At 63.7% G+C, this 24,900-nt stretch carries 18 protein-coding genes and 2 tRNA genes; 6 read left to right on the plus strand and 14 right to left on the minus strand.

Annotated features, from left to right (window positions below; genetic code table 11):
• Nucleotides 1–3 precede the first annotated feature (3 nt).
• Nucleotides 4–513, plus strand: coding sequence for a Crp/Fnr family transcriptional regulator (locus AC1DWU_RS10420; RefSeq protein ID WP_477149905.1), 510 nt, complete (start codon nt 4–6; stop codon nt 511–513).
• Nucleotides 514–547: 34 nt separating this feature from the next.
• Here AC1DWU_RS10420 and AC1DWU_RS10425 read toward each other — a convergent pair whose 3' ends face one another.
• The 12 genes from AC1DWU_RS10425 to cpdR form a co-directional block, all read right to left on the minus strand.
• Nucleotides 548–1,348 carry a hypothetical protein gene (locus AC1DWU_RS10425; protein WP_477149906.1) on the minus strand — a complete coding sequence of 267 codons (801 nt, stop codon included), beginning with the start codon at nt 1,346–1,348 and terminating at the stop codon, nt 548–550.
• Nucleotides 1,345–4,263, minus strand: a complete 2,919-nt coding sequence (locus tag AC1DWU_RS10430; RefSeq protein ID WP_477149907.1) for an insulinase family protein — start codon at nt 4,261–4,263, stop codon at nt 1,345–1,347. Before AC1DWU_RS10430 ends, AC1DWU_RS10425 begins: the two co-directional genes overlap by 4 nt.
• 246 nt (nt 4,264–4,509) lie before the next feature.
• Entirely contained in the window at nt 4,510–5,487 is a 978-nt protein-coding gene (locus tag AC1DWU_RS10435) for an aldo/keto reductase (protein ID WP_477149908.1), read from the minus strand.
• 77 nt (nt 5,488–5,564) lie between these two features.
• Nucleotides 5,565–7,160, minus strand: coding sequence for a peptide chain release factor 3 (locus AC1DWU_RS10440; RefSeq protein WP_477149909.1), 1,596 nt, complete (start codon nt 7,158–7,160; stop codon nt 5,565–5,567).
• Nucleotides 7,161–7,271: 111 nt separating this feature from the next.
• Nucleotides 7,272–7,934 (minus strand): outer membrane protein, encoded by a 663-nt coding sequence (locus AC1DWU_RS10445; RefSeq protein ID WP_477149910.1) that lies wholly within the window; start codon nt 7,932–7,934, stop codon nt 7,272–7,274.
• 704 nt (nt 7,935–8,638) lie between these two features.
• Entirely contained in the window at nt 8,639–9,319 is a 681-nt protein-coding gene (locus tag AC1DWU_RS10450; protein WP_477149911.1) for an outer membrane protein, read from the minus strand.
• Nucleotides 9,320–9,601: 282 nt separating this feature from the next.
• Nucleotides 9,602–10,267, minus strand: coding sequence for an outer membrane protein (locus AC1DWU_RS10455; RefSeq protein ID WP_477149912.1), 666 nt, complete (start codon nt 10,265–10,267; stop codon nt 9,602–9,604).
• 231 nt (nt 10,268–10,498) lie between these two features.
• Entirely contained in the window at nt 10,499–11,128 is a 630-nt protein-coding gene (locus AC1DWU_RS10460) for an outer membrane protein (RefSeq protein WP_477149913.1), read from the minus strand.
• A 228-nt stretch (nt 11,129–11,356) separates the two neighbouring features.
• Nucleotides 11,357–12,028, minus strand: a complete 672-nt coding sequence (locus AC1DWU_RS10465) for an outer membrane protein (RefSeq protein ID WP_477149914.1) — start codon at nt 12,026–12,028, stop codon at nt 11,357–11,359.
• A gap of 406 nt (nt 12,029–12,434) precedes the next feature.
• Nucleotides 12,435–12,509, minus strand: a tRNA-Val gene (locus AC1DWU_RS10470).
• Between the two features lie 94 nt (nt 12,510–12,603).
• A tRNA-Val gene (locus AC1DWU_RS10475) sits at nt 12,604–12,678 on the minus strand.
• Between the two features lie 304 nt (nt 12,679–12,982).
• On the minus strand, nt 12,983–13,342 hold the full coding sequence (gene cpdR / locus AC1DWU_RS10480) for a cell cycle two-component system response regulator CpdR (RefSeq protein ID WP_055883308.1): 360 nt from the start codon (nt 13,340–13,342) through the stop codon (nt 12,983–12,985).
• Between the two features lie 196 nt (nt 13,343–13,538).
• On the opposite strand from cpdR, the gene AC1DWU_RS10485 reads away from it, so the two are divergent.
• Both AC1DWU_RS10485 and hisN read left to right on the plus strand, forming a co-directional pair.
• Nucleotides 13,539–14,435, plus strand: a complete 897-nt coding sequence (locus AC1DWU_RS10485) for an N-formylglutamate amidohydrolase (RefSeq protein WP_477149915.1) — start codon at nt 13,539–13,541, stop codon at nt 14,433–14,435.
• Nucleotides 14,436–14,790: 355 nt separating this feature from the next.
• Nucleotides 14,791–15,612, plus strand: coding sequence for a histidinol-phosphatase (gene hisN / locus AC1DWU_RS10490; protein WP_477149916.1), 822 nt, complete (start codon nt 14,791–14,793; stop codon nt 15,610–15,612).
• Between the two features lie 64 nt (nt 15,613–15,676).
• Here the strand turns inward: hisN and AC1DWU_RS10495 are convergent, their stop codons facing one another.
• On the minus strand, nt 15,677–16,651 hold the full coding sequence (locus AC1DWU_RS10495; protein ID WP_477149917.1) for an alpha/beta fold hydrolase: 975 nt from the start codon (nt 16,649–16,651) through the stop codon (nt 15,677–15,679).
• Nucleotides 16,652–17,158: 507 nt separating this feature from the next.
• Between AC1DWU_RS10495 and AC1DWU_RS10500 the strand changes: the two genes are divergently transcribed.
• Nucleotides 17,159–17,614 (plus strand): Hsp20 family protein, encoded by a 456-nt coding sequence (locus AC1DWU_RS10500; protein WP_477149918.1) that lies wholly within the window; start codon nt 17,159–17,161, stop codon nt 17,612–17,614.
• Nucleotides 17,615–17,845: 231 nt separating this feature from the next.
• Nucleotides 17,846–18,319, plus strand: coding sequence for a DNA starvation/stationary phase protection protein Dps (gene dps / locus AC1DWU_RS10505; RefSeq protein WP_477149919.1), 474 nt, complete (start codon nt 17,846–17,848; stop codon nt 18,317–18,319).
• A 221-nt stretch (nt 18,320–18,540) separates the two neighbouring features.
• Here dps and AC1DWU_RS10510 read toward each other — a convergent pair whose 3' ends face one another.
• Entirely contained in the window at nt 18,541–19,560 is a 1,020-nt protein-coding gene (locus AC1DWU_RS10510; RefSeq protein WP_477149920.1) for a cupin domain-containing protein, read from the minus strand.
• A 696-nt stretch (nt 19,561–20,256) separates the two neighbouring features.
• On the opposite strand from AC1DWU_RS10510, the gene gltB reads away from it, so the two are divergent.
• Complete coding sequence (gene gltB, locus AC1DWU_RS10515) at nt 20,257–24,897, plus strand: glutamate synthase large subunit (protein ID WP_477150066.1); 4,641 nt, start codon at nt 20,257–20,259, stop codon at nt 24,895–24,897.
• The last annotated feature ends 3 nt before the right edge of the window (nt 24,898–24,900 follow it).

The raw sequence follows: 24,900 nt of genomic DNA on the forward strand, positions 1-24,900 counted from the left end.
ATAATGGAGAGCCTGCTCGAACTGGCCGCGACCCGACCCATCCGCACGCTGGCGCCGGGAGAAATACTGATCGCCCAGGGTCGTGAAGGCGGCGATCTATTCGTGCTCGAAAGTGGGCAGTTGGTTGTCGAGCGCGACGGCGTGGCGATCGCCACGATCTCATCGCCGAACGCTGTGGTCGGCGAGATGTCTGTCGTGCTCGGAACGCTCAACAGCGCCACGGTGAAGGCCGACCGCACCACCACGGTTCGTGTCATCCAGGATGCGCGCAAGTACCTCGAGCAGGACCAAGCGATGACGATGCGCCTCGCCTGGCTGATGGCGACGCGCCTCGACGCCACCTCCGCCACCCTCGTCGAACTCAGCAAGCAGCATACCGGCACGGCCGAACAGAACATGCTCGGCAAGATCCTGTCGGCGCTGCACCTGCAGGCCGACGACGACCGCTACACCACCGTCGCCCGCAACGATATGTTCGGCGGCGATGATAGGGGCGGTGAGTATCGCGACTAGGCTGAGCGTGGTGGTGGGAAGCTGCGATGCCTGCTCACCGCTCGTTCAGCGCCCTCGGCCGGTGCGGAGAGCGGGATTGTAGGTATAGCGAGGCCTGGGCCGAGAGGGCGAGGAAGGCCAGGAGCCAGGGCTCGGCGTCGTCGTCGTTGCCGCTGTGGCCAACTAGGAACGGGACGCCGGGGAAATCGAGCAGGCTGCGGCTTTGGGTGCGCCAGCGCGGCACTCGAAGCTGGCCGAGCGCCCTGCCCCCCAACACCAGACGACCATAGACCGGCTCATCGGCGCCCGGCAGCATGGCGCCGAGCGGTGCATCGGTCTGCCAACGGCCGACTTCGACGCCGTGGGTATCGTAGGCCACGATGTCAGTGGCCGATGCGACCATGCTGCCCATCGGCCGCGCGCCGTCGAACACCGCGAAGCGGCCGATGCGGGGTACAACGACGAAGGGCCAGTCGAAAAAACCACCGGCAGTGAGCCGGATTTCTCGTCCCGCGACGCGCAGCGCAATCTCGCTGTGAAGCACCCAGACGAGCGCCGCGCGGATGCGGGCCCGAACCTCAGCAACGGCGACCGGCCCGCCCTTCTTGCCGCCGCGTGGCGCCGTCAGCGCACCGGCGACGCTGCGGTTGAACCAACTCATCGAAGACGTCCACCGCCCATTCGGCCGCAAGTCATCGAGGTGCGACTGGCTCCAGGCCGAGAGCTTGGTCGGCCCCGGCTCGCGGCGTCGCTTCAGCCAGGGGATAAAGTAGTTCAGGGCGATCCCGACCATCACCAGGGCGATGATGGCCGGGACGCTGAGTTGTGTGAGGTCGAGGCCGGTCCCTTCGATCACAGCACCTTCGTAACCTTGAGGAACCCGCCCCGCTCATCGTTAGCGGCCTTGATCGCCGTTTCCGACCCCAGCACCACCACCTGGCCGTTCCGGGCCACCTGATCCAGTGCCTCGGCCAATGCCTTGAAGTCGCGGTTGGAAGCGCCGAGGATTTCGTCGCGGCGTTTCTGGCGGGCGTCCTCACTGTCGCCAGCCAATTCCCAGACCAGCGAGGTGAAGCCCTTGGCGTCGGGGAGGCGGTAGGTATCGACCGCGCCGATGACGCCGATCACCGAGCGCACCAGGTCCTGCTGCCCTACCCCGGCTTTGAGGAACGCCGAGGCCTTATCGTAGATGTCGATGGTGTCGACGAGGTTGGGGTCGCGGTACGAGGTGAAGGCGAAGGTGCCGGCGAACGGATCGAGGCCGGACGAGCCGCCATAGGCGCCGCCCTGCACGCGCACCTTGTCCCACAAGTAGGTGGTGTTGAGGTGCTTGATGGCGACGGCGGTGCCGCCGGTGGGCTCGAACCCCAGCGCCTTGAGGTTGGCGCCCTTGGCGACGTAGTTGACCTGGCCCGGGAAGGTGAGGCCTTCGGACAGCGCCGAAGGCTCGAAGCCCCAGCCTTCGACGGACGGACCCTTGCCGGCAGGCAGCGCCGCGATGAAGTTCGACAGTTCCGGCTTCAGCGCCGCGATGGCGAAGCTGTCGGCGGTGACGTTGGCGATCATGCCGGCGCGACCGATGAGGAGCGTGCGGATTTCCTCGAGCGCTGCCTGCACCGCCGGCCAGTTGCCGTCGATCTGGGCCGCAAGGTCCTTGAGGAAGAAATAGTGGCTGACGCCGCCCAGCTTCTCGTTCAGCCAATCGGCTTCGCTGGAGCCGGCGCGCACGCGCATCGAGACGATGCCGTTGCCCATGCCGGCGAGCGAGCTTTCGAAGCCGGCTTTGGATTCCAGCACCATCTGGCGGATGCGCTCGCGGTTATCGAGCCGCGCATCGGTGATGACGTCGCGCATGATCGACAGCATGTCGCCGACATGATCGGGCGTCGCCTTGCCGCGGATGAACAGCCAGGCGGCGGTGCCCGAGCCATCGCGGCGGGTCGAGATCCAGCGGCTGGCGCCGACGCCGCCGGTGGTGCGGCCGATGCGCTGGGTGAGCGAGACGAAATCCTCGCTGCTGGTGCCGGTCTGGGTGAGCGCGCGGGTGAACAGCGGAAGGTAGGGCAGTAACCGGCCCGGCAATGCCTTCAGGTCGAACCCGAGGTCGAGATAGACCACGCCGCTGGTCGGCAGGTCGTGGCTGAACAGCGTGACGCCCTCGAGCTCTTCGCGAGCGATAGGGATCGACTTGTTGGCGCGCGGCAGGTCATCGAGCGTCAGCGTCGGAATCTTCGACAGCGCCTCAGGGGAATCCGTTTCGTTCTGCAGTTCCTTGAGGCGGCGGGTCTGCTCGGCCACCTGCGCGACGCCGGCGGCGTCCAGCGACTGCTGCGCCTTGTCGAGCCGCGCCCGTTCCTCGGCAGCCTCCTCGGCCGCCTTGTTGGGGTCGGCAGTGAGCAGCACCGTGGACCGGTGCTTGTTGTCGAGGATGTGGGTCTTGATCAGCGTCTCGAACACGCGCTCGCCGGCGGCGAGCTTCGCCTTGATGGCGGCGAGCGGCGCCTCGAAGCTCAGCGGCTCCAGCGGATCGCCGCCATAGAGCCAGGTGCCCATCGAGCGGAACATCAGCGCGATGCCGCGCGGGAACGAGCCGGTGTTGTTTTCGCGTAGCGCGAACTCAGTCGAGTTCATCGCGGCTTCGATGGTCTTGGGGTCGATGCCCTCGGCGCTGAGCTGCTCGAGCGTCGCGATGATCAGCTGCTCGACCTTCTCCCCGGCATCGTCCTCGATGCCCTTGAGGCCAAAGGTGAAATAGGGTTGGCGGATGCCATCGGCGAGACCGGAGCCGGTAAGGCCCTCGCCCAGCCCGGAATCGATCATCGCCTTGCGCAGCGGCGCGGCGGGCGTGCCGACGAGGACGGACTCGAGCACGTTCAGCGACAGCGCCAGCTCCGGGTCGGAGACTTCGTCGAGCATCCAGTTGACCGAGACCATGGCGGTCTTCTTGCCGGCCTCGGCTTCACTCGCGGCGTAAGTCTCGTGCAGCGAACGCGGTGCGCTCCAGCGCGGCTGGATGCCGACTTCGGCCTTGGGGTCGATGCGCTCGAACTGGCTGAAATACTCCTCGAGGATGGCGAGGCGCTGCGCCGGATCGTCATCGCCGTAGAACACCACGCGCGAGTTGGACGGGTGGTAATACTTCGAATGGAAGTTCTTGAAGTACTCATAGGTGAGATCGGGGATCACCTTGGGGTCGCCGCCCGAATTCACGCCATAGGTGGTGTCCGGGTAGAGCGACAGCTGGCTGACCTTGCCGAGCACCGCGGCGGCCGAGGAATAGGCGCCCTTCATCTCGTTGAACACCACGCCCTTGTAGACCATCGGTCCCTGGGTGGAATCGAGCTCGTAGTGCCAGCCTTCCTGCCGGAAGGTGTCCTCCGAGATCAGCGGGAAATAGACCGCATCGAGATAGACATCGACGAGGTTGTAGAAGTCCTTGAGGTTCTGGCTGGCGACCGGATAGGCGGTCTTGTCCGAGAAGGTCATGGCGTTGAGGAAGGTGTGGAGCGACCCCTTGAGCAGCTCCACGAACGGCTTCTTCACCGGGTATTTGCGGCTGCCGCACAGCACCGAGTGCTCGAGGATGTGCGCAACGCCGGTCGAATCCTCCGGCGGGGTCTTCAGCGTCACGCCGAACACCTTGTTCTCATCGTCATTGATGAGGCTCAGCACCTCCGCCCCGGTCTTCTTGTGCCGATAGAGCCGCGCCAGCGAACTGATCTCCCCGATCTGCTGCTCGCGGACGAGTTCGAAGGCGGGATGCTCGGACATGTGGGTACTCAAGGTGGTGGGAGGGTGTGCGTAACTTAGGCAGCGGCGGGGGCGGATGGAAGGGGGGCTAGGCGGATGGGGAGGTGGGGCCGGTCGCGAACACCGGTGCGGGAAGATACCCCCCACCCTGTCCCTCCCCCGCAAGGGGGGAGGTGACCCTCACACTGGCGTCAGTGTTTTGGTCTCCCTCCCCCTTGCGGGGAGGGGACAGGGGTGGCGGTGCTCTTTCCGCACCGCAGCTAGAGACTAAATCCGCCCCCGGATCTCCGGCCGCACTTTTTCCTGGTACCAGCCAGCCAGTTCCTCGGCGAGCTTGGGCTCCACCGGCTCCCGCTTGGTCGCGTCGACATTGGCCTTCAGCTGATCCGGACGCGTCACGCCGGCGACGATGGTCGAGACCGCCGGCTGGTCGAGGATCCAGCGCAGGGCGAACTGGCTCAGCGGGTAGTTCGGGGCCATCTGCTTGATCTGCTCGGCGAAAGCGACGCCCTTGTCGAACGGCAGGCCGGAGAAGGTTTCGCCGACGTTGAACTTCTCGCCATTGGCGTTGAAGTTGCGGTGATCCGTTTCGGCGAACTTGGTGTCCTTGTTCCATTTGCCCGAGAGCAGGCCCGAGGCCAGCGGCAGGCGGACGATGATGCCGACATTGCGCTTCGTGGCTTCCGGAAACACCTCGGTGATGTAGTCCTGGCGGAACAGGTTGAAGATGATCTGCAGCGTGGTGCAGCCATCCGCCTTCATCGCAATCAGCGCTTCCTCGACGTTTTCGACGCTGGCACCCCAGTGCCGCATCATGCCCTCGGCGCGGAGGTCATCCATGATGTTGAACACTTCGCCGTCCGCCAGCACTTCGGTGGGGACGGTGTGGAGCTGCGCCAGGTCGAGCGTTTCGACGCCGAGGCGCTTCAGGGAGCCGGCGAGGCTCTCTTTGATCTTTTTACGGTTGTAGCCGGTCTTGTTGGGGAAGATGTCGCCGTTGCGGCCGAGCTTGGTGGCGACGAACACGCCGCGCTTGTCCTTGAACTCGCCGATGCGCCGCTCGGACTGGCCGCCGCCGTAGACGTCGGCGGTATCCCAGAAGTTGACCTCGACGCTGCGGGCGGTCTTCAGGATCTCGTTCGCCGTCTCGTCGCTGAGCTGACCGAAACTCTCGCCCAGCTGCCAGGTGCCGAGACCGATTTCCGAGACCTCGTAGCCGGTCTTGCCGAGTTTGCGCCTGTTCATGATCCACTCCCGTTTGTTGCGGCGTTTCATAGCCGCTTGGGACTGGAACGGGAAGCGACGCGAACGGACTAGCGCGGCTAGTGCCGTTCCTTCGTCGTCAGGAACTGCACCTTGGGATAATCCCGCTCTGCGCGGCCGAGCCACCAGGTGGATTGGGCGAGGTAGACCGGATCGCCGTACTTGTCCTCGGCCATCTCCAGCTTGTTGGTGGAGATGAAGCGCGCCAGCTCCGCCTTGTCGTCACTAAAGATCCAGCGGGCCAGCTCGAAATTGATCGACTCGAAGCTGATCGGCACGTTGTATTCGGTCTGGATGCGCGACTGCAGCACTTCGAGCTGCAGCTGGCCGACCACGCCGACGATGTAGTCGGCACCCACCATGCGGCGGAAGATCTGCGCCACGCCTTCTTCGGCGAGATCGCTGAGCGCCTTGGCGAGCTGCTTCGCCTTCATCGGATCGGTGAGACGCACGCGCCGGATGATTTCGGGCGCGAAGTTCGGGATGCCGGTGACCTTGATGTTGGCGCCCTCAGTCAGCGTGTCGCCGACGCTGAGCGCGCCGTGGTTGGGAATGCCGACGATATCGCCGGCCACTGCTTCCTCGGCCAGTTCGCGATCGTGGCCGAAGAAGAACATCGGGTTCGACACCGCCATGTCCTTGCCGGTGCGCACATTCTTGAGCCGCATGCCGCGCTTGAAGGTGCCCGAGCTGAGACGCACGAAGGCGATGCGGTCGCGGTGGTTGGCGTCCATGTTCGCCTGCACCTTGAACACGAAGCCGGAGACCTTGGGATCATCGGGCTGAATCGGCTTGGGCTCGGCCGGCTGCGGGCGCGGCTCGGGCGCCCAGGTGCCGAGGGCGGCGAGCATTTCCGGCACCGAGACGGACTTCAGCGCCGAGCCGAAGATCACCGGGGTCAGGTGGCCGGCGAGATAGATTTCGTGATCGAACTCCGGGAAGCCGGCGCGGGCCAGTTCGAGATTCTCGAGGCTGGCCATGATCACCGGGTCCATGGCGAACTCGTTGTCGCGGGCGAGGTCCTCGAGTTTGGTGAAGGTCTTCCAGACCTCGCCGTTCGGCCGCTTTACGACGCCTGCAGTGAGGTCGACGATGCCCTTGAAGTCGACGCCGCCGCCGAGCGGCCAGACCACCGGCGAGACGTCGAGCGCCAGGGTCGAGGCGATCTCGTCGAGGATTTCGACCGGATCCTTGCCCTCGCGATCGACCTTGTTGGCGAAGGTGATGATCGGGATGTCGCGCAGGCGGCAGACCTCGAACAGCTTCAGCGTCTGCGCCTCGATACCCTTGGCGACGTCGATCACCATGATGGCGGCATCGACCGCGGTCAGCGTGCGGTAGGTGTCCTCGGAAAAGTCCGAGTGGCCGGGGGTATCGAGCAGGTTGAAGGTCAGCCCCAGGTGCTCGAAGGTCATTACCGACGAGGTGATCGAGATGCCGCGCTGCCGCTCGATCTCCATCCAGTCCGACCGGGTGGCGCGCTGGTTGGCGCGATGACGCACCTGCCCCGCCTGCTGGATGGCGCCCGACGAGGCCAGCAGCTTTTCGGTGAGCGTGGTCTTGCCGGCGTCCGGGTGCGAGATGATCGCGAAGGTCCGGCGCGACTGATAGGGCAGCAATCTGGTGGCGGGCGCCGCCGCGGTCAGGGCGTTCATCGGGATGCTCGAGTATGGAAGGCCGCTACATAGTCGTGTTGCGCGCCGAATGCAAAAAGAGAACGGCCGCCCCGAAGGACGGCCGCTGCTGATCTTGTCGATCGGCGAGGCTTAGAACTTGAAGTTCACGCCGCCTGTGACGGCATGGGTGCTGATGCCCAGCTCTGCGTCGGTCGGCAGATCGTAATCGGCGGTGCCGTAGTCGGAATAGCGGTACTGCAGGTCGAGCGAGATCTGCTCGGCGACCGCAATCTCGACGCCCGCACCAGCGGTCCAGCCGAAGTGCATCTGCGAGTTGTCGTTTCCGCCCTCGCTGGCGGTAGCGCCCGCGAAAGCCAGACCAGCAGTCAGGTAGGGCATGAAAGCACCACCATCGAAGCCGGCCTTGCCGCGCAGGGAGCCGGTCCAGTTGATGTCGTAGTCGAGTGTCGCACCGGCGTCGTAGCCGCTGATGTTCGACCAGGCGATATCGCCGGCCGCGCCGAGGATGAAACCGGGCGCCACTGTGAAGTTAGCACCGACGGTTCCACCAACGGTCCAACCCGACAGATCAAGCTCGGTGTCGGTCAGCAGGACATTGGGATCTTCCGACAGGGTGCCAAAACCATAGCCGACGAAGCCGCCGACATAGGCGCCATCCCAGCCACCGCCACCGCCCATATCGACGAAGCCCGGCATCGACGGCTGCTGGACCAGCAGGTCAGCGGCAGAAGCGGCCGAAGCCATGGACAGCACGGCAACGCCCGCCAGCAGAGTGAGAGAGAAACGGTTCATGATGTGCCTCCAAGGTACACGAGGGAACAGGTGGTTCGTGCCCGCATGAATCGAATCCAAATTGCAAACAACTGGTTTACGCGGCGGTAACCGTCAGGGTTTGGTTAACGAATGGTTGGGGCAAGACCTCGCGGCAGGACCACCGCCTTGCCTTCTCCCCTTGTGGGAGAAGGTGGCGCGCAGCGCCGGATGAGGGGGCCGCAACCGGAGGTTGCGCGATCGGAGCGTAGCGACGAGTGACGGTGTGCGCGGAGACAACCCCTCATCCGCCCTTCGGGCACCTTCTCCCACAAGGGGAGAAGGCACTCCGCTCAGCCATTGGGCTGCCCGGGCCCGCAACAGACAAAAAGAAAGGGCCGCCCTGAGGCGACCCTTCCCGATTTCGCGGCTTTCGAAGTGGTCACTGCCCGCAAGAGAGGACCAGGAGGTCGCTCCGATGGGGCGAGGTGCCTTCGATTAGGCCAGAGGCTGCTCCGAACTACCGGAGACTCCAAGACCCTTCCAAACCGACGATTTCTGATGAGACACTTGGACCACCTCCTTTTGCTGGTTGAACATGACAGCGAAGGTGGGACTGTTCTGCCGATCTGACAAGGGCAAATCTGCAACAACCCCAAACAAGTGGGAAATGATGCAAAGAACCCGCCCCGGCTTTCGCTGGGACGGGCTCGATCAGGTTCGTTCAGCCAAAGCTGAGGTCGAGATCAGAACTTGAAGTTCACACCAGCCGTTACGGCGTGCGTGGTCAGGCTGAGCGGCGTCGTGGCCGTCAGATCGTAGTCCTTCGAACCGTAGTCCGTGTAGCGGTACAGCAGATCGAGCGAGATGTTGTCCGCGACGGCGAACTCGACGCCCGCACCGACGGTCCAGCCGATGTGGGTCTGGGTGTCTTCGGCCACGGCGGGGGTTTCGGTGGCGGTGGCATTGGCGAAGGCCACACCGGCGGTCACGTAGGGCAGGAAGGCACCGCCGTCAAAGCCGAGACGGCCGCGGATGCTACCAAGCCAGTTCACGTCATAGGCGAAAGGCACGGTAGCGGTCGTGTCGTCACCGCTCAGGTCCGTCCAGGCGATATCGCCTACGATACCGGCAACGATAGCTTCCGAGACCGTGAAGTTGGCGCCGGCGTTCACGCCGACCTGCCAACCGGTGAGATCCAGCGTGTCATCGCCGCTGGTGAGACCGAGCAGCGAGTCATCGTCGGTGAGCGTGCCCCAACCGTAGCCGGCAAAGGCACCGACGAACACGCCGTCCCAGTTGCCGCTGGTGTCGACGATACCAACGGGCGGCGCCGGCTCGTCGATGATAAGGTCAGCCGCGTGGGCCGAGGAGATGAAGCTCAGGGCGGCAACGCCAGCGAGCAGGGAAATGGCAAGACGATTCATGTTTGGCCTCCAAATAAGCAACCGACCGTAAGATACGCACGTTCTGCCGAAAGAGAACCCTCCGCAAGCCAGCAACGCACAGCTTCTCCGGACTGTGTTGCCCTCCGGTCACAGCTAGTATTTTGCCACAATCAAGTATTTTCAAGTCTATATTTTGCCACATTTTAGATTTGCGGGGAACGCCTCGCACGGACCTTTAAGTAACTCGAAACAAACAACCCCGCCGCGGCTTACGCCGGGCGGGGTTGAACAGAAAACCGATCAGCTAGGCTGAAGCGGAAATCAGAACTTGAAGTTCACGCCGGCAGTGATGGCGTGCGAGGTCAGGCCGAACGACGAGGCAGCCGGAATGTCGTAGTCCTTCGAGCCGTAGTCGGTGTAGCGGTACTGCAGGTCGAGCGACACGTTGTCGGCAACGGCGAACTCGACGCCGGCACCGACGGTCCAGCCGATGTGGGTCTGAGTGTCGTCGATCGCGGCGACGGTATCACCGAGAGTGGCATTGGCAAAGGCCACACCGGCCGTGACGTACGGCAGGAAGGCGCCGCCATCGAAGCCGAGACGGCCGCGGACGCTACCGATCCAGTTCACATCGTACTCGAAACCATCGGCGTTATCGCCGCTGATGTTCGACCAGGCGATGTCGCCAACGATACCGGCAACAATGGCTTCCGAGACGGTGACGTTGAAGCCGGCGTTGACGCCCAGCTCCCAGCCCGACAGATCGTAGTCGGTGTCAACAGCGGTGAAGACGCCGTCTTCGTCGGTGACGGTGCCCCAGCCAGCGCCGGCGAACGCGCCGATGAACAGGCCGTCCCAGTTACCGGTGGTGGAGACGATGCCGACCGCCGGAGCGGGCTCATCGACGATGAGGTCAGCCGCAAAAGCCGACGACATCACGGAGACGCCAGCCACACCGGCCAGCAGAGCGATTGCAAAACGATTCATTTAGTCAACTCCAAGAGAGAGGGCTGTGGGTTAGCCCGTGTGAAACGCAAAAACGACCCCAATCGCGAAGAAAGTGTTTACGCGCGGCCGCTCCCGGAGAGACTCGTTACATTCGCGCCACACCTGGTTTCGAGGTGGCAATTTCAAGGCACAAATGAGAAATTTTCGCGAAAAATGAGACCCCGCCACGGCTCGCGCCGGGCGGGGTCAACTCTCTAACCGTCTCTAGGCTTAGAAACGCCAGTTCAAACCGACGGTGAGCTGATGGGTGTTGAAGTCCATGGTGTCGCCGTTCCCGAAGTAGTCGACTTCGCCATAGCTGCTGTACCGGTAAGCCAGATCCACCGAAAGATCCTGAGCAACCGCGAACTCAACGCCAGCGCCCGCAGTCCAACCAAAATGCGTGTTGGAGTCACCATCGAAATCAACCCCTGCCACTGCGAGACCAGCGGTGAGGTACGGCAGGAAGGCGCCGCCATCAAACCCGAGCTTGCCGCGAACCGAGCCGGTCCACCGGACGTCGATAAGGTCGAATACATCGTCATCGATGTTGGACCAGGCCGCGTCAGCGACGACGCCAGCAACGATCCCGTCGGTCACCGTGAAATCAGCACCGATGTTCACACCGGCGAGCCACCCGGCGAGGTCGTACGGAAGGTCGCCCACGATAAAGTCGTGCTCCGTAGCATCGCCCCAAGCGTAGCCAACAAAAGCACCGACGTAGATTCCGTCCCAATCGCCAGAAACATCGACAACGCCAGCTTCTGCCGGCTCTTCAACGATAAGGTCCGCAGCGTAGGCCGAGGACATCAGACCGAAGCCGACAGCGGTAGCCAGCACTGCAGTAGTCAAACGCTTCATATTTGCCTCCATAGCTCAAACCTAGTCTCACACGAAAGACGGCAGAAATCGAGCCGTCCGACGGCAACAGTTGCCACTATTGTTGCTACTGTTGCAGGGCCGCACCATCTTCGAGTGGCCGGTATGCGAGTCCTCGCATGCAGAAGAAGCGCCTCACCACTGCAGAAGAACAGACCCCGCCACAGCTCGCGCTGGACGGGGTCATCAGTTTTTGGCGCTGAAGCTGACTTAGAAGTGCCAGTTCAGACCGGCGCGAATCTGGTGGAACTGCAGGTCGATCGTCGGAGGAATGCCGCCGGTGTCGTACTCGGCCTCGCCCAGATCGGTGTAGCGCCACTCAAGATTGAGCGACACGTTCTCTGCCGCCATGAACTCAACACCGGCGCCGGCGGTCCAACCCACATGCGTCTGCGTATCGGCCGGTGCCAGATTGGGCGCATCGCGCGTCGCGCTTGCAAAAGCCACACCAGCCGTCACGTACGGCATGAACGCACCGCCGTCGAAGCCCAGTCGCCCACGGAGCGAGCCAACCCAGTCAATGTCGTGCGTGATGCCGACAGTATTACAGGTGATGTCGCAAACGCCGCCGATACCCGACCAGGAGATGTCTCCTTCGATGCCGGCTACGATTCCATCGGTCACCGTGAAGTTGGCACCGAGCTGCACGCCGGCAAGCCACCCGCTCAGATCCATGTCATTGAAGCCCGGACCGGACGTGTGGTCCGCAGTTCCCCAGCCGTAACCGACGTGAGCGCCGATATATAGGCCGTCCCAGTCTCCGCCGACGTCAACGACGCCGACTTCGGCAGGCTCCTCAATGATGAGATCGGCAGCGTAGGCCGAGGACATCAGACCAGCGCCGACCACGGCGGCCAGCAGTGCAATGGTGATGCGTTTCATGGTTGCCCTCCATAGGTTGACCGTACCCTCACACGGAATACGGCAGGAATCGAGCCTTCCCGGGGCAACAATTGTCACTATCCAGGCAAGTGTTGCAGCCCTGCATCGACTCCAACCTTTGGCATAGCAAGAGTCTTCGCCTTATGTTGCAACCAGTTAGCCGGCTCATCTACTTGGAATCGTGTATCCGTTCACGCGTCCGTGACTGGGGTGACGACTTTGTGGCGAAGCCGTGACAACTGCATTCGGCGCGGCGATGACTCGAGATTGGGGGACGATTCTTGTTGTGCTCGGCATCATCAACTGTTCATCCCGGACGCATGGTGCTCGAATTTGCCAGCCACACGCCGTCGCCGAAAACAAAAGCCCCCGGCAGCCGATCGGCGCCAGGGGCTTTTGGTTTGGATGGTGGGTGTGACAGGGATTGAACCTGTGACCCCCGCCGTGTGAAGGCGATGCTCTCCCGCTGAGCTACACACCCATCCGTGCGGGTTGCGACCACGTCCGTCGCGACCAAACTGCGGCGCCGATTTGTTCGGCGTATTCAAGGACTTCGGGAGTCCCCGGGCGGAGGATGGTGGGTGTAACAGGGATTGAACCTGTGACCCCTACCATGTCAAGGTAGTGCTCTCCCGCTGAGCTATACACCCATCACTTCGCCATCAACTTCGGGCGGCGCCCGTCGTTGGGAGCGCGGTAGACCATAAAACCTGTTTGCCGGTCAAGGGTCAATTGCGGGGCGGGAAAACGGGGGCAGAATCCGGCGGTGTGTCGCCTTCTCCCCTTGTGGGAGAAGGTGCCCGAAGGGCGGATGACGGGTCTGTCTCCGCACACATAGTCGCCCGTCGCGTCGCTCCGATCGCTCATCGCAAGCGATGCGGGACCCCTCATCCGGCGCTGCGCGCCACCTACTCCCACAAGGGGAGAAGGCATCCCGACTGCAAACTCAGTGGTTCAGGCGGCCAGCAGCCGCTCGACCTCGTGCACGAGATCCTTGAGATGGAAGGGCTTCGACAGCACCGACGCGTCCTTGGGGGCCTCGGAATCGGGATTGAGCGCCACGGCCGCGAATCCGGTGATGAACATCACCTTGAGATCAGGATCGAGCTCGGTGGCCCGGCGCGCCAGTTCGATGCCGTCCATCTCGGGCATCACGATATCGCTGAGCAGCAGCGAGAACGGTTCCTCGCGCAGCCGCTCGTAGGCCGACCGGCCATTGTCGAAGGACACCACCTCGTAGCCCGCGGTCTTCAGCGCGCGGGTGAGGAACTGGCGCATGTCGTTATCGTCTTCGGCGAGCAATATGCGCTTCATGATGTCCCCTTGAGCGTCCCTCTTTGACGGCGTTCTGCCGCGGGACTCTAGTGAGTGATGTTTAATGCAAGTTTTCTCTATCGAGAACCCATAGCCAAGAAGTGTGAACATGCCCCTTTCGGCCTTATGGACATTCGGCGGCTTGCGCGGCAGATTGTCGTGGTGAGACAGCGCTTCGGCGCTGAAGGGAGCCCCGGTGCAGTCCGACTATTGGGACAGGCCAGCATTCGAAACCATCCGGCCCCGCCGGGTGATGGCGCCACTGGTGTTCAATTCCGCCCATTCCGGCCGCGACTACCCCGAACGCTTCCTCTCGATGACGCGGCTCGATCACCTGTCGATCCGCCAATCCGAGGATGCGTTCGTCGACGAGCTGTTCGCGCGCGCCCCGCATCTGGGCTCGCCGCTGATCCGGGCGCACTTTCCACGGGCCTATCTCGATGTGAACCGCGAGCCCTGGGAGCTCGACCCGACGATGTTCGTCGAGCCGCTGTCCGAGCGCTTCAACACCACCAGCCCGCGCGTTGCTGCAGGGCTCGGCACGCTTGCCCGCGTCGTGGCCGAGAACAAGCCGATATATAGAGAGCGCCTGACGCTCGATGATGCGCGGATGCGCATCGAGGGCATCTACCAGCCCTACCACGCCACCATGCAGCGGTTGCTGACCGAGGCCTATAGCGCCTTCGGAGTGGCCGTACTGATCGATTGCCACTCGATGCCGCGGCTGTCGCGTTCCGGCGACCGGCTCGGTCCCGACGTTGTGCTGGGTGATCGCTATGGCACCACCTGCGCCCCGATTCTCGCAGACCTAGCGGAAATGGTGTTCGCCGGCGCCGGACTGCGGGTGGCGCGCAACCGGCCCTATGCCGGCGGCTTCTGCACCCGTACCTATGGCCGCCCGCAGCACGGCGTGCACGCGCTGCAGATCGAGCTCAGCAGGCACCTCTACATGAACGAGGTGACGCTCGAGAAGAACGAGGGCTTCGCCGCGATGCGGCAGCTGGTGGATCGGCTGGTGTCGACGCTGATCGGGCTCGATTTTTCGGTGCTGTCGCCGCCGGCAACCGTGCCGGAGAAATACGCGGCGGAGTGAAGGCGCGCCGCACGGAGCGGGCGACTATCCACGGGACATTTCAACACTGAGCGGAGTGGCAGGTCCCCACAAAAATGGGGCCGCCGGAGCGGCCCAGTCAAGGGAGGAAACGATGGCGGCCAGAGTGCGTTGCCTAAGTCGAGGCAAGAGGCGCCAGACCCGCCCATCCATCATGCAACTACCGGCGTGAACTGATTTGCCTCCCTTCACAAGGTGGCCAGAAGTCTTCAACAGATAAACTTCGGTTGTTGTTGCAAAAATGAATCATGACCGTCACCGGCTATTCGCGAAAATGTGCTGACAGCCGCCGCTAGATCACTGGAACATCTCACAAAATCGCGCCCGGAAGGCTGATATGAACGATACACCTCTTGCCGGCACCGATCTTGCCGGCCTCACCGCCGACCTCGTGCGCCGCACCCTGCTCGATGCCGCCGAGATCGCCGCCGCGGTGACGCTGCCGCGCTTCCGCTCCGCGCTGGCGGTCGACAACAAGGAGGCGCAGGGCTTCGATCCGGTGACCGAGGCCGACCGGCAGGCCGAGCTCGCCATCCGCGAGGTGATCGGCAACCGCTTTCCTGATCATGCCATCATCGGCGAGGAATGGGACGACAAGCCGGGCGCCGGACGCTTCGCCTGGATCATCGATCCGATCGACGGCACCCGCGCCTTCATCACCGGCGTGCCGGTGTGGGGAACGCTGGTCGGGCTGACCATCGATGGCAAGGCGGTGGCCGGGCTGATGGCGCAACCCTTCACCGGCGAAATCTTCATGAGCCTGCCCGGCGAGGCGTCCTATCACCGCGGTACGGATCGCGTGGAGATGCGCACCTCGAAGGTGACGGAACTGGCTCGGGCCAAGATGACCACGACCTCGCCCGACCTGTTCCAGCGGAAGGGCGTCGCCGAGCCGTGGAACCGGATCCGCCGCTCCGTGCTCACCACCCGCTATGGGCTCGATTGCTACGGCTACGCACTGATGGCGGCCGGACATATCGACCTGGTGGTCGAGGCGGCGCTGAAGGATGTGGACATCTGCCCGCTGATCCCGCTGATCGAGAACGCCGGCGGGGTCATCACCACCTGGGACGGCGGCCGCGCCGAACAGGGCGGCAACTGCGTGGCAGCGGCGACGCCGGAGCTACATGCGGCGGCGATGGCGGTGTTGCGGGGGTAGTACTCTGCGCTGTCGGCTGATTGCCTTCTCCCACGAGGGGAGAAAGCACCGACTGGGAGGTTGGTCAGGCGCTCTGCTCAGTGATGAATGCGTCGAACGCCGCGAACACCTGGGCGCGGATCGAATCGTTTTCCATGAACAGCTCGTGCCTTGCCCCGGGGATGATCACGTGGCGGCCGGTTCGCATCCTGAGGCCCAGGGTCTCAGTGGCAGCGGTGGAAACGATCTCGTCGCGCGCTGCGGCCAGCATCAGCACGGGAATGCGCACAGCGCCGGGGAACTGATCCGTCGCGGCGCCGGCCATTGCATCGAACGCCGAGGCGGCCCAGCGAATCGTCGGCGCCCCGATTTCGAGCTCAGGACGCGCCTTCAGCACATCGACCGAGCGGGTGAAGCGGCGCATGTCGGAGGTCAGCAGGTTGCCGGCGAAACTCAGCTGCGATTGCGGTTTGTCGCCCCGCCGCCCGATCGGCAGGCGACCGAGGCCGAGATTGGCCAGCGTGCCGGTCAACCGCGCCATGCCGGCCATGCCGAACGGCTGGCGATCGAGCCCGACCATCGGCGCCGAGACGAAGATGCGCTCGAACATCATGCGGTCGCGGATGCCGGCATAGAGCGAGGCGAGCCCGCCCATCGAATGGCCGACGAGATAATAAGGTGCAGGGCAATCGGGCAACAGGATCGAGCCGTGGAAGCTCTTGAGGTCGGTCCAATAGTCATCGAAGCGGCGGACATAGCCGAGCTTCTTGTTGCCTATCAGCCGCTGGCTGCCGCCCTGCCCGCGCCAATCGAAGGTGGCGACGGCAAAGCCGCGCGACTGGAAATCGGCGATGGTCTCGAAATACTTCTCGATGAACTCGGTGCGTCCCTGCACGAGGCAGATAGTGCCCTTGGCCGCACCCTCGCCCTTGGGGAAGGTGGCGAAGCGCAGCTGCACCTTGTCGGCCGTGGTGAAATAGCCGACCCGCGCTCCCTCCGGCACCGGATTTGACGGCACAACCGCAAGCGTGGGGCCGTTGGGATCGACGATGGCGTTCATGCTGCCTGCTCCGAGTGACTGGCCCTACCCCATCCACCATCGTCATTCCTGCGAAGGCGGGAACCTAGTGGGATGTCGGAAACTGAACCGGCCGAGACGATAGTCCTGTGCATACTGGATTCCCGCCTTCGCGGGAATGACGACCGAGAGGTTTGAACCCGCCGACCCCAGAAACAGAAAAGCCAGCGCCTCGGTTGAGACACTGGCTTTCCTGTGATGGCCGCCTTGCGGGGGGCGGGTGAAGGCGGCTCATTCGGTGTGCCCTGCAGCAGACAGTAAGCACAGTCCCGCTTATAGGAGCCGCCGTCTGAACCGGCTTTGATCACGACATTCATGTTCGGTTCATCGACCTGAACAGGGGTCTTGAACCGCCGCCAAGGCTTCCTAAATCAATGCTGTTCGCCGGGATTGCCCCGGGAACCGGGACACCCGGGAATGTGTGCTTGCCCAATCGGGGAGCGCGCATGGGACACCCGAAAAGCCACGTTGCTCAAAGGAGAATGTGAAATGGCTGCCTACGATTTTTCCCCCTTCTATCGTTCGACCGTCGGTTTCGACCGCGTCTTCAATCGTCTCGATGCCCTGGTGGGCCAGGAGGCGAAGTCCTACCCTCCCTATAATATCGAGAAGACGGGCGAGAACACCTACCGCATCTCGATCGCCGTCGCCGGCTTTGCCGATGGCGACATCGCCATCGAGAGCAAGGAGAACAACCTCGTCGTGAAGGGCGCCAAGCCCACCGAGAGTGAGGACAAGGCTCGCGAGTTCCTGCATCGCGGCATCGCCGAGCGCGCTTTCGAGCTGCGTTTCCAGCTGGCCGACTATGTTGAGGTCGCCGGCGCCAACCTCGAGAACGGCCTGCTCCACATCGAGCTGAAGCGCGAGATTCCGGAGAGCAAGAAGGCCCGCCAGATCCCGATCAGCGCCTCGACCAAGACCATCGAGGACAAGACCGTCAACTAATCCGGTCACGAACGACCTGGCGACGAACCAGGCGGTCTGATCGCCAGGTGAACGGAAGTGAGGGGCGTGGTCCGCAAGGGCCGCGCCCTTTTCCGTAGGTGCACTGGGCGCGGCCCCCCTAAGGTTTGAACAAGGTACACTTTCGCACGATGGCGAAACCGGCTCACAGCCTGGAACCTCGGGCTCAGTCCGCCGTTCACAGGCGGTTCAACCCGTCTCCAGAGGCACCTGATGATCTCCCCCGAAATTGGGCTCAAGTCCAACACCAAGACCGAAATGATCAACCTGCTCAACGCCCGGCTGGCCGACGCCATCGACCTGGCGCTGGTCACCAAGCAGGCGCATTGGAACCTCAAGGGTCCGACCTTCATCGCCGTGCACGAACTGCTCGACACCCTCCGCGACGACGTCGATGAGCACGTCGACATCATCGCCGAGCGCGTCGCCCAGCTCGACGGCATCGCCCTTGGCACCCTGCAGACGGTGAGCAAGGCCAGCAAGCTTGCCCCCTACCCCACCGACATCCGCAAGGTCGCCGACCACGTCGGTGCACTGGTCGAGCGCTACGCCGCGTTGAGCAAATCGACCCGCGAGGGAATTGATGCGGCCGATGAGGCGGGGGACGCCGACACGGCGGACATCTTCACGGCGTTCTCGCGGAGCCTGGACAAGAACCTGTGGTTCTTGAAGAGCCATCTGGAGTAGGCGGTAGCAGGAGCTGCCTGCTGTCTAACCCTGTTAGTGCGGCAGTGACCGCCGCACCTCCCGCATGGCGTCTGCAATTTGCAGGATCGCCGTGTTCTCGGCCGGCGAGGGATTGCCGTCCGCATAAGTGACCTGACGTATCCATCCGCCAACCGAATTACGCATGTTGTCGTCCTGCACTTTTGTTCGGCACGTTTCTCGTTGCCGCAACACGATCACGGCTAACTCTTCCGCGTCCCGGCCCGCGCCATCCCGTCATGCGGCCCCAGTTCCCGCTTCGGCGCATCGAGCCACGCACGCCCCACTTTCGCGAACTCCTCCATGCGCTCCGGGTTGAGCGGGTAGTTCAGCTGATTCCCCTCGCGGGCGTGTTCGCCGATCACCAGCAGGTGGGCGTCCTCGCTGCTGTTGTTGAGGAACGAGTGGGCAATGCCGGTGCCAGCAGGAAAGACCACGGCATCGCCTTCGGTGAGCTCGTGGAGATATCCGTCGATCCAGACGTCCGGGCGGCCCTGCAGCACCAGCACGAACTCGTCCTCGTGGCTCTCGGCGTGTGGGCGGGAGGTGCGGTTGCCGGGGGCGACGATGTCGTAGTTGATGCCGAGGCGGGTGAGGCCCAGCGCGGCGCCCATGCGGCTGCTCTGGCCGCCGTGGTTGGTGTGCCTGGGATTGGGGAACGGCTTCAGCCCGTCGGAGTAGCGCGCGATGAACGGCGGACGGGTGGCGCTGCCCGCATCAGCCTCGCGGGTGCCGGCGCGGGCCCTGCCGTCATGCGGCCCGAGCGGACGTTTCGGAGCATCGAGCCAGGCGCCTTTCCACTTGGTGAATTCGGCCATCCGCTCGGGATTGAGCGGGTAATAGAGCTGGTTGCCCGGGAGCTCATGCTCGCCGAGGATGATGAGGTGCATGTCCTCGTCGCTGTTGTTGAGGAACGAGTGGGCGATTCCCGTGCCAGCCGGGAAGGCCACCGCGTCGCCTGCCTCGAGTTGGTGCAACTCCCCATCGATCCACACATCAGGCCGGCCGCCGAGCACGAAAACGAACTCCTCCTCCAGCTTCTCTGCGTGCGGAAATGAGGTGCGAGAGCCCGGCGGGGTGACCTCGTAGTTGATACCGATATGGGTGAGGCCATGCAGACCGCCGATCGGATGGTCTAACCCGCCCATGTCGGCAAAGCCGCCATGATCCAATGGCCGCAGCCCGTCGCGGATGTTGACGATGAACGACGGTCTGGTGGTCACGGCGTACCTCCGCGGATCGGCGCGAAACATGCCGAGCCCCGCGGCCAATGTCGATAGAAATGCAAGCTGTTGTTTCATCGGCAGAAACTGGCCGGCGCCTACTCTGATGCCTTTGGCGAAGCGCGAAATCTCCTATTGCTGCCGGCCGGATTTCCGGGTCGGACCACGGCATACTCACAGGCTGCCGGGGCTTCAATTCCTACTGTTTTCCTATACCTCTGGGCGATCTCCTACGCCCGAGCTGTCACAAGACGGCAAAAAAGTGTTCCCGGGCGCTTGCTCGCAGTTTGGAATTATGCAAATGTAGCCTCGATAGGACAGTACGTCTGTCCAATTTCGTGAGCGGCCGGTCTCCCCGGATGCGTTTCACACGCCGATCCGGCTGGACCGCTTGTCGATAGCGGAAACGGAGGGGTGGGGCCTTATCGAGCCCGAATGAGCGGCCATTTGGATGCAGAGCCGCTCCCCACTAAAGGATTGCGCACTCGGATTCGAGCCGTACACTGAGGTACGACTGGGGGACGAAGGCGCGTCGAAAGGAACTTGAACACCGGGGCACTCGCCCTGGTCTCGAAGACGACTGCAAACAGAGGATTTTGCGAAATGGCTGATGCACGGAACGGAATGGTCTCACTTCCCGTCACGGATACCGCCAATCGCAAAAACGGCTATCGCACCGACCTGCCCACAGGCGTGATGCGTCCGCAGGCCGAGGGCCTCTATGACCCGACGCGCGAGATCGATGCTTGCGGCGTGGGCTTCATCGTCAACATGAAGAACCTGCCCAGCCAGAAGATCGTGCAGAACGGTCTGGCTATCCTCGAGAACCTCGAGCATCGCGGCGCCGTGGGCGCTGACCCACTCATGGGCGATGGCGCCGGCATCATGGTGCAGATCCCGCACAAGTTCTTCGTCAAGGAGAGCGCGCGGCTGGGTTTCCACCTGCCCGAGCAGGGCAAGTACGCCGTCGGCTTCATCTTCATGCCGCAGGATGCAGACCTGCGCGCCAAGATGGAGCGCGTCGTCAACAAGGTTATCGAAGACGAGGGCCAGACGGTCGTCGGCTGGCGCGATGTGCCGTCCGACAACGCCTCGCTGTCGAAGGACCCCGAGATCGTCGCCACCGAGCCCTGCCACCGGCAGGTGATCATCGGCCGCGGCGACGGCATCGCCGATGAGGAAGCGTTCGAGCGCAAGCTCTACATCATCCGCAAGGTGATGTCGGCCAAGATCTTCTCGGCCTTTGAGGGCAAGCCGAACGACTTCTATATCGTGTCGATGAGCTGCCGGACGCTGGTCTACAAGGGCATGTTCCTCGCGGCCCAGCTTGGCGCCTACTACCAGGACCTGCATGACCCCGACTTCGAGTCGGCGCTCGCGCTCGTCCACCAGCGCTTCTCGACCAACACCTTCCCCAGCTGGCGGCTGGCGCACCCCTATCGGTTCGTCTGCCACAACGGCGAAATCAACACCGTGCGCGGCAACGTCAACTGGATGGCGGCGCGCCAGGCTTCGGTCGAGTCCCCGCTGTTCGGCGGCGACATCAACAAGCTGTGGCCGATCTCCTATCCGGGGCAGTCGGATACCGCCTGCTTCGACAACGCGCTCGAGTTCCTGATCCGTGGCGGCTACTCGCTGCCGCATGCGGCCATGATGCTGATCCCCGAGGCCTGGGCCGGCAACCCGCTGATGGATGAGGATCGCCGCGCATTCTACGAGTATCACGCTGCGCTGATGGAGCCGTGGGACGGCCCCGCCGCCATGTGCTTCTCGGATGGTGTCCATATCGGCGCGACGCTCGACCGCAACGGGCTGCGCCCGGCCCGCTATCTCGTCACCGAAGATGACGAAGTGGTGATGAGCTCGGAAGCCGGAGTGTTGCCGATCCCGGCCGAAAAGATCAAGAAGAAGTGGCGCCTGCAGCCGGGCAAGATGCTGCTGATCGACCTGAAGCAGGGCCGCATCGTCTCCGACGAGGAGATCAAGGCGGACCTCGCGCAGGCACATCCGTACAAGACCTGGCTCGGGCGCACCCAGATCGTGCTCGAGGACCTTCCGGCCGTGCATTTCGAGCCCAAGACCTCGGACATCCCGCTGCTCGATCGGCAGCAGGCGTTCGGCTACACCCAGGAAGACCTGAAGCTCCTCCTCACCCCGATGGCGACCACCGGGCAGGAAGCGGTGGGCTCGATGGGCACGGACACGCCGATCTCGGCGCTGTCGAACAAGTCCAAGCTCCTCTACACCTACTTCAAGCAGAACTTCGCGCAGGTCACCAACCCGCCGATCGACTCGATCCGCGAAGAGCTGGTGATGAGCCTCGTCTCGTTCATCGGCCCGCGCCCGAACGTTCTGGACTTGAAGGGCGGCGGCAAGCGCCAGCGGCTGGAAGTGCGCCAGCCGATCCTCACCAACGAAGACCTGGAGAAGATCCGGGCCATCGGCGGCATGGAGGACAACCCGTTCCGTTCGAAGACGCTGGACATCACCTATCCGGTGTCGGAAGGCGCCGAGGGCATGAAGCGGGCGCTGGACCAGGTGTTCTCGGATGCCGAGATGGCCGTCCACTCGGGCGACAACATCATCATCCTCTCCGATCGCGCCATGAGTCGCGACCGGGTGGCGATCCCGGCGCTGCTGGCGACCGCGGGCGTGCACCATCACCTGATCAACAAGGGCCTCCGTACCTCGGTGGGCCTCGTGGTCGAGACCGGCGAAGCGCGTGAAATCCACCACTTCTGCGCTCTCGCGGGCTATGGCGCCGAGGCGATCAACCCCTATCTGGCGTTCGAGACACTGATCGCGATGAAGCCCGACCTGCCGGGCGAGGTCGACGAAGACGAGATCATCTATCGCTACATCAAGGCGATCGGTAAGGGCATCCTGAAGGTCACCGCCAAGATGGGCATCTCGACCTATCAGTCCTATTGCGGCGCGCAGATCTTCGACGCCGTCGGCCTGACCTCGGAGTTCGTGAACACCTACTTCACCGGTACCGCCACCACCATCGAAGGCGCCGGCCTCGCCGAGGTCGCCGAAGAGACGGTGAAGCGCCACATCGATGCGTTCGGCAACTCGCCGGTGCTCGAGGACGTGCTGGACATCGGCGGCGACTACGCCTTCCGCCAGCGCGGCGAGGCGCATGTCTGGCGTTCCGAGACGGTTGCGAACCTGCAGCATGCCGCCCGCGGCAATGCCCAGGACAAGTATCGCGAATTCTCGAAGCTCGTGAACGAGGTTGAGGACAAGTACGTCACCATTCGCTCGCTGTTCCGTATCAAGGGCGCGGGCGAGGATGGCCGTGCTCCCGTGGCGCTCGATCAGGTCGAGCCGGCGGTCGAGATCGTCAAGCGCTTCTCGACCGGTGCGATGAGCTATGGCTCGATTTCGCTCGAGGCGCACACCACGCTCGCCATCGCCATGAACCGGATCGGCGGCAAGTCGAACACCGGCGAGGGCGGCGAGGAAGTCGACCGCTTCAAGCCGATGCCGAACGGCGATTCCAAGCGCTCGGCCATCAAGCAGGTGGCTTCGGGCCGGTTCGGCGTGACGACGGAGTATCTCGTCAACTCCGACATGATGCAGATCAAGATGGCGCAGGGTGCCAAGCCCGGCGAAGGCGGCCAGTTGCCCGGCGACAAGGTCAACGAGACCATCGCCAAGGTGCGTCACTCGACCCCGGGTGTCGGCCTGATCTCGCCGCCGCCGCACCATGACATCTACTCGATCGAAGACCTGGCGCAGCTGATCTTCGACCTGAAGAACGTCAATCCCGACGGCCAGGTCTCGGTGAAGCTCGTCTCCGAAGTCGGTGTCGGCACTGTTGCCGCCGGCGTCGCCAAGGCGCGCGCCGACCATGTGACCATCTCCGGCTATGAAGGCGGCACCGGCGCTTCGCCGCTGACCTCGCTGAAGCATGCCGGCAGCCCGTGGGAAATCGGCCTTGCCGAAACCCACCAGACGCTGGTGCGCAACAAGCTGCGCGGCCGTATTGCCGTGCAGGTCGACGGCGGTATCCGTACCGGCCGCGACGTGGTGATCGGTGCCCTCTTGGGTGCCGATGAGTTCGGCATGGCGACGGCTCCGCTGATCGCTGCCGGCTGCATCATGATGCGCAAGTGCCACCTCAACACCTGCCCGGTCGGCGTCGCAACGCAGGACCCGGTGCTGCGCGCGCGCTTCACCGGCAAGCCCGAGCACGTCATCAACTACCTGTTCTTCGTCGCCGAGGAAGTCCGCGAACTGATGGCCGAACTCGGCTACACCAAGTTCGAGGAAATGGTCGGCCAGATGCAGATGCTCGACCGCACCGAGGCGGTCGAACACTGGAAGGCCAAGGGGCTCGATTTCTCGAAGCTCTTCCACAAGCCGTTCGCGGCCGAAGGCGTGTCGATCACCCACACCGAAGTGCAGAACCACCCGATCCACAACGTGCTGGACCGGCGGCTGATCGAGCAGGCACGGCCTGCCCTCGACCACGGCACTCCGGTGAAGATCGTCGAAAAGATCGCCAGCGTCGACCGTTCGGCGGGCGCCATGCTCGGCGGCGCGGTGGCCAAGCGCTACGGCCATGCCGGCCTCGCCGAGGACACCATCGCCATCTCCTTGACCGGCACCGCCGGCCAGGCGTTCGGCGCCTGGGCGACGCGCGGCATCTCGATCGACCTCGTCGGCGAAGCCAACGACTATGTCGGCAAGGGGCTTTCGGGCGCTCGCCTCGTGGTCCGGCCGCCGGAACAGCGCGGCTTCGTGCCGGAAGAGTCGATCATCATCGGCAACACCGCGCTCTACGGCGCCATTACCGGGGAGTGCTACTTCCGCGGTGTGGCCGGCGAACGCTTCGCGGTCCGCAACTCAGGCGCCATCGCCGTGGTCGAGGGCACCGGTGACCATGGCTGCGAGTACATGACCGGCGGCGTGGTGGTGGTGCTGGGCAAGACCGGCCGCAACTTCGCGGCTGGCATGTCGGGCGGCGTCGCCTATGTCCTCGACGAGGACGAGACGTTCGAGAGCCGCTGCAACATGGCGATGGTCGAGCTGGAGCCGGTGGTCGAGGAGGAGAACATCTCCGGCCGCGAATACGGCCACCATGGCGACCTCGAAACCATGGGCGTCGTCGAGATCCTCCACGATCTCGGCCGGCGTGACGCCGAGCGGCTCTACCAGCTGATCGCGCGCCACAAGAGCTTCACCGGCTCGTCGCGCGCCAACCACATCCTGAGCAACTGGGACGAATTCCTGCCCAAGTTCAGGAAGGTGATGCCGGTCGAGTATCGCAAGGCCCTGGCCAAGATGGAACAGCAACGCGCTGCGGCGCAGCAGATCGCCGCGGAGTAAGAA

This window comes from Devosia sp. P2_G7 (assembly GCF_056403495.1).

Bases quoted from the DNA above. Each gene is read 5' to 3' on its own strand.
- AC1DWU_RS10420 (WP_477149905.1), top strand. From the start codon at position 4: ATGGAGAGCCTGCTCGAACTGGCCGCGACCCGACCCATCCGCACGCTG.
- AC1DWU_RS10430 (WP_477149907.1), bottom strand. From the start codon at position 4,263: ATGTCCGAGCATCCCGCCTTCGAACTCGTCCGCGAGCAGCAGATCGGG.
- AC1DWU_RS10435 (WP_477149908.1), bottom strand. From the start codon at position 5,487: ATGAACAGGCGCAAACTCGGCAAGACCGGCTACGAGGTCTCGGAAATC.
- AC1DWU_RS10440 (WP_477149909.1), bottom strand. From the start codon at position 7,160: ATGAACGCCCTGACCGCGGCGGCGCCCGCCACCAGATTGCTGCCCTAT.
- AC1DWU_RS10445 (WP_477149910.1), bottom strand. From the start codon at position 7,934: ATGAACCGTTTCTCTCTCACTCTGCTGGCGGGCGTTGCCGTGCTGTCC.
- AC1DWU_RS10450 (WP_477149911.1), bottom strand. From the start codon at position 9,319: ATGAATCGTCTTGCCATTTCCCTGCTCGCTGGCGTTGCCGCCCTGAGC.
- AC1DWU_RS10455 (WP_477149912.1), bottom strand. From the start codon at position 10,267: ATGAATCGTTTTGCAATCGCTCTGCTGGCCGGTGTGGCTGGCGTCTCC.
- AC1DWU_RS10460 (WP_477149913.1), bottom strand. From the start codon at position 11,128: ATGAAGCGTTTGACTACTGCAGTGCTGGCTACCGCTGTCGGCTTCGGT.
- AC1DWU_RS10465 (WP_477149914.1), bottom strand. From the start codon at position 12,028: ATGAAACGCATCACCATTGCACTGCTGGCCGCCGTGGTCGGCGCTGGT.
- cpdR (WP_055883308.1), bottom strand. From the start codon at position 13,342: ATGAAGCGCATATTGCTCGCCGAAGACGATAACGACATGCGCCAGTTC.
- hisN (WP_477149916.1), top strand. From the start codon at position 14,791: ATGAACGATACACCTCTTGCCGGCACCGATCTTGCCGGCCTCACCGCC.
- AC1DWU_RS10495 (WP_477149917.1), bottom strand. From the start codon at position 16,651: ATGAACGCCATCGTCGATCCCAACGGCCCCACGCTTGCGGTTGTGCCG.
- AC1DWU_RS10500 (WP_477149918.1), top strand. From the start codon at position 17,159: ATGGCTGCCTACGATTTTTCCCCCTTCTATCGTTCGACCGTCGGTTTC.
- dps (WP_477149919.1), top strand. From the start codon at position 17,846: ATGATCTCCCCCGAAATTGGGCTCAAGTCCAACACCAAGACCGAAATG.
- gltB (WP_477150066.1), top strand. From the start codon at position 20,257: ATGCGTCCGCAGGCCGAGGGCCTCTATGACCCGACGCGCGAGATCGAT.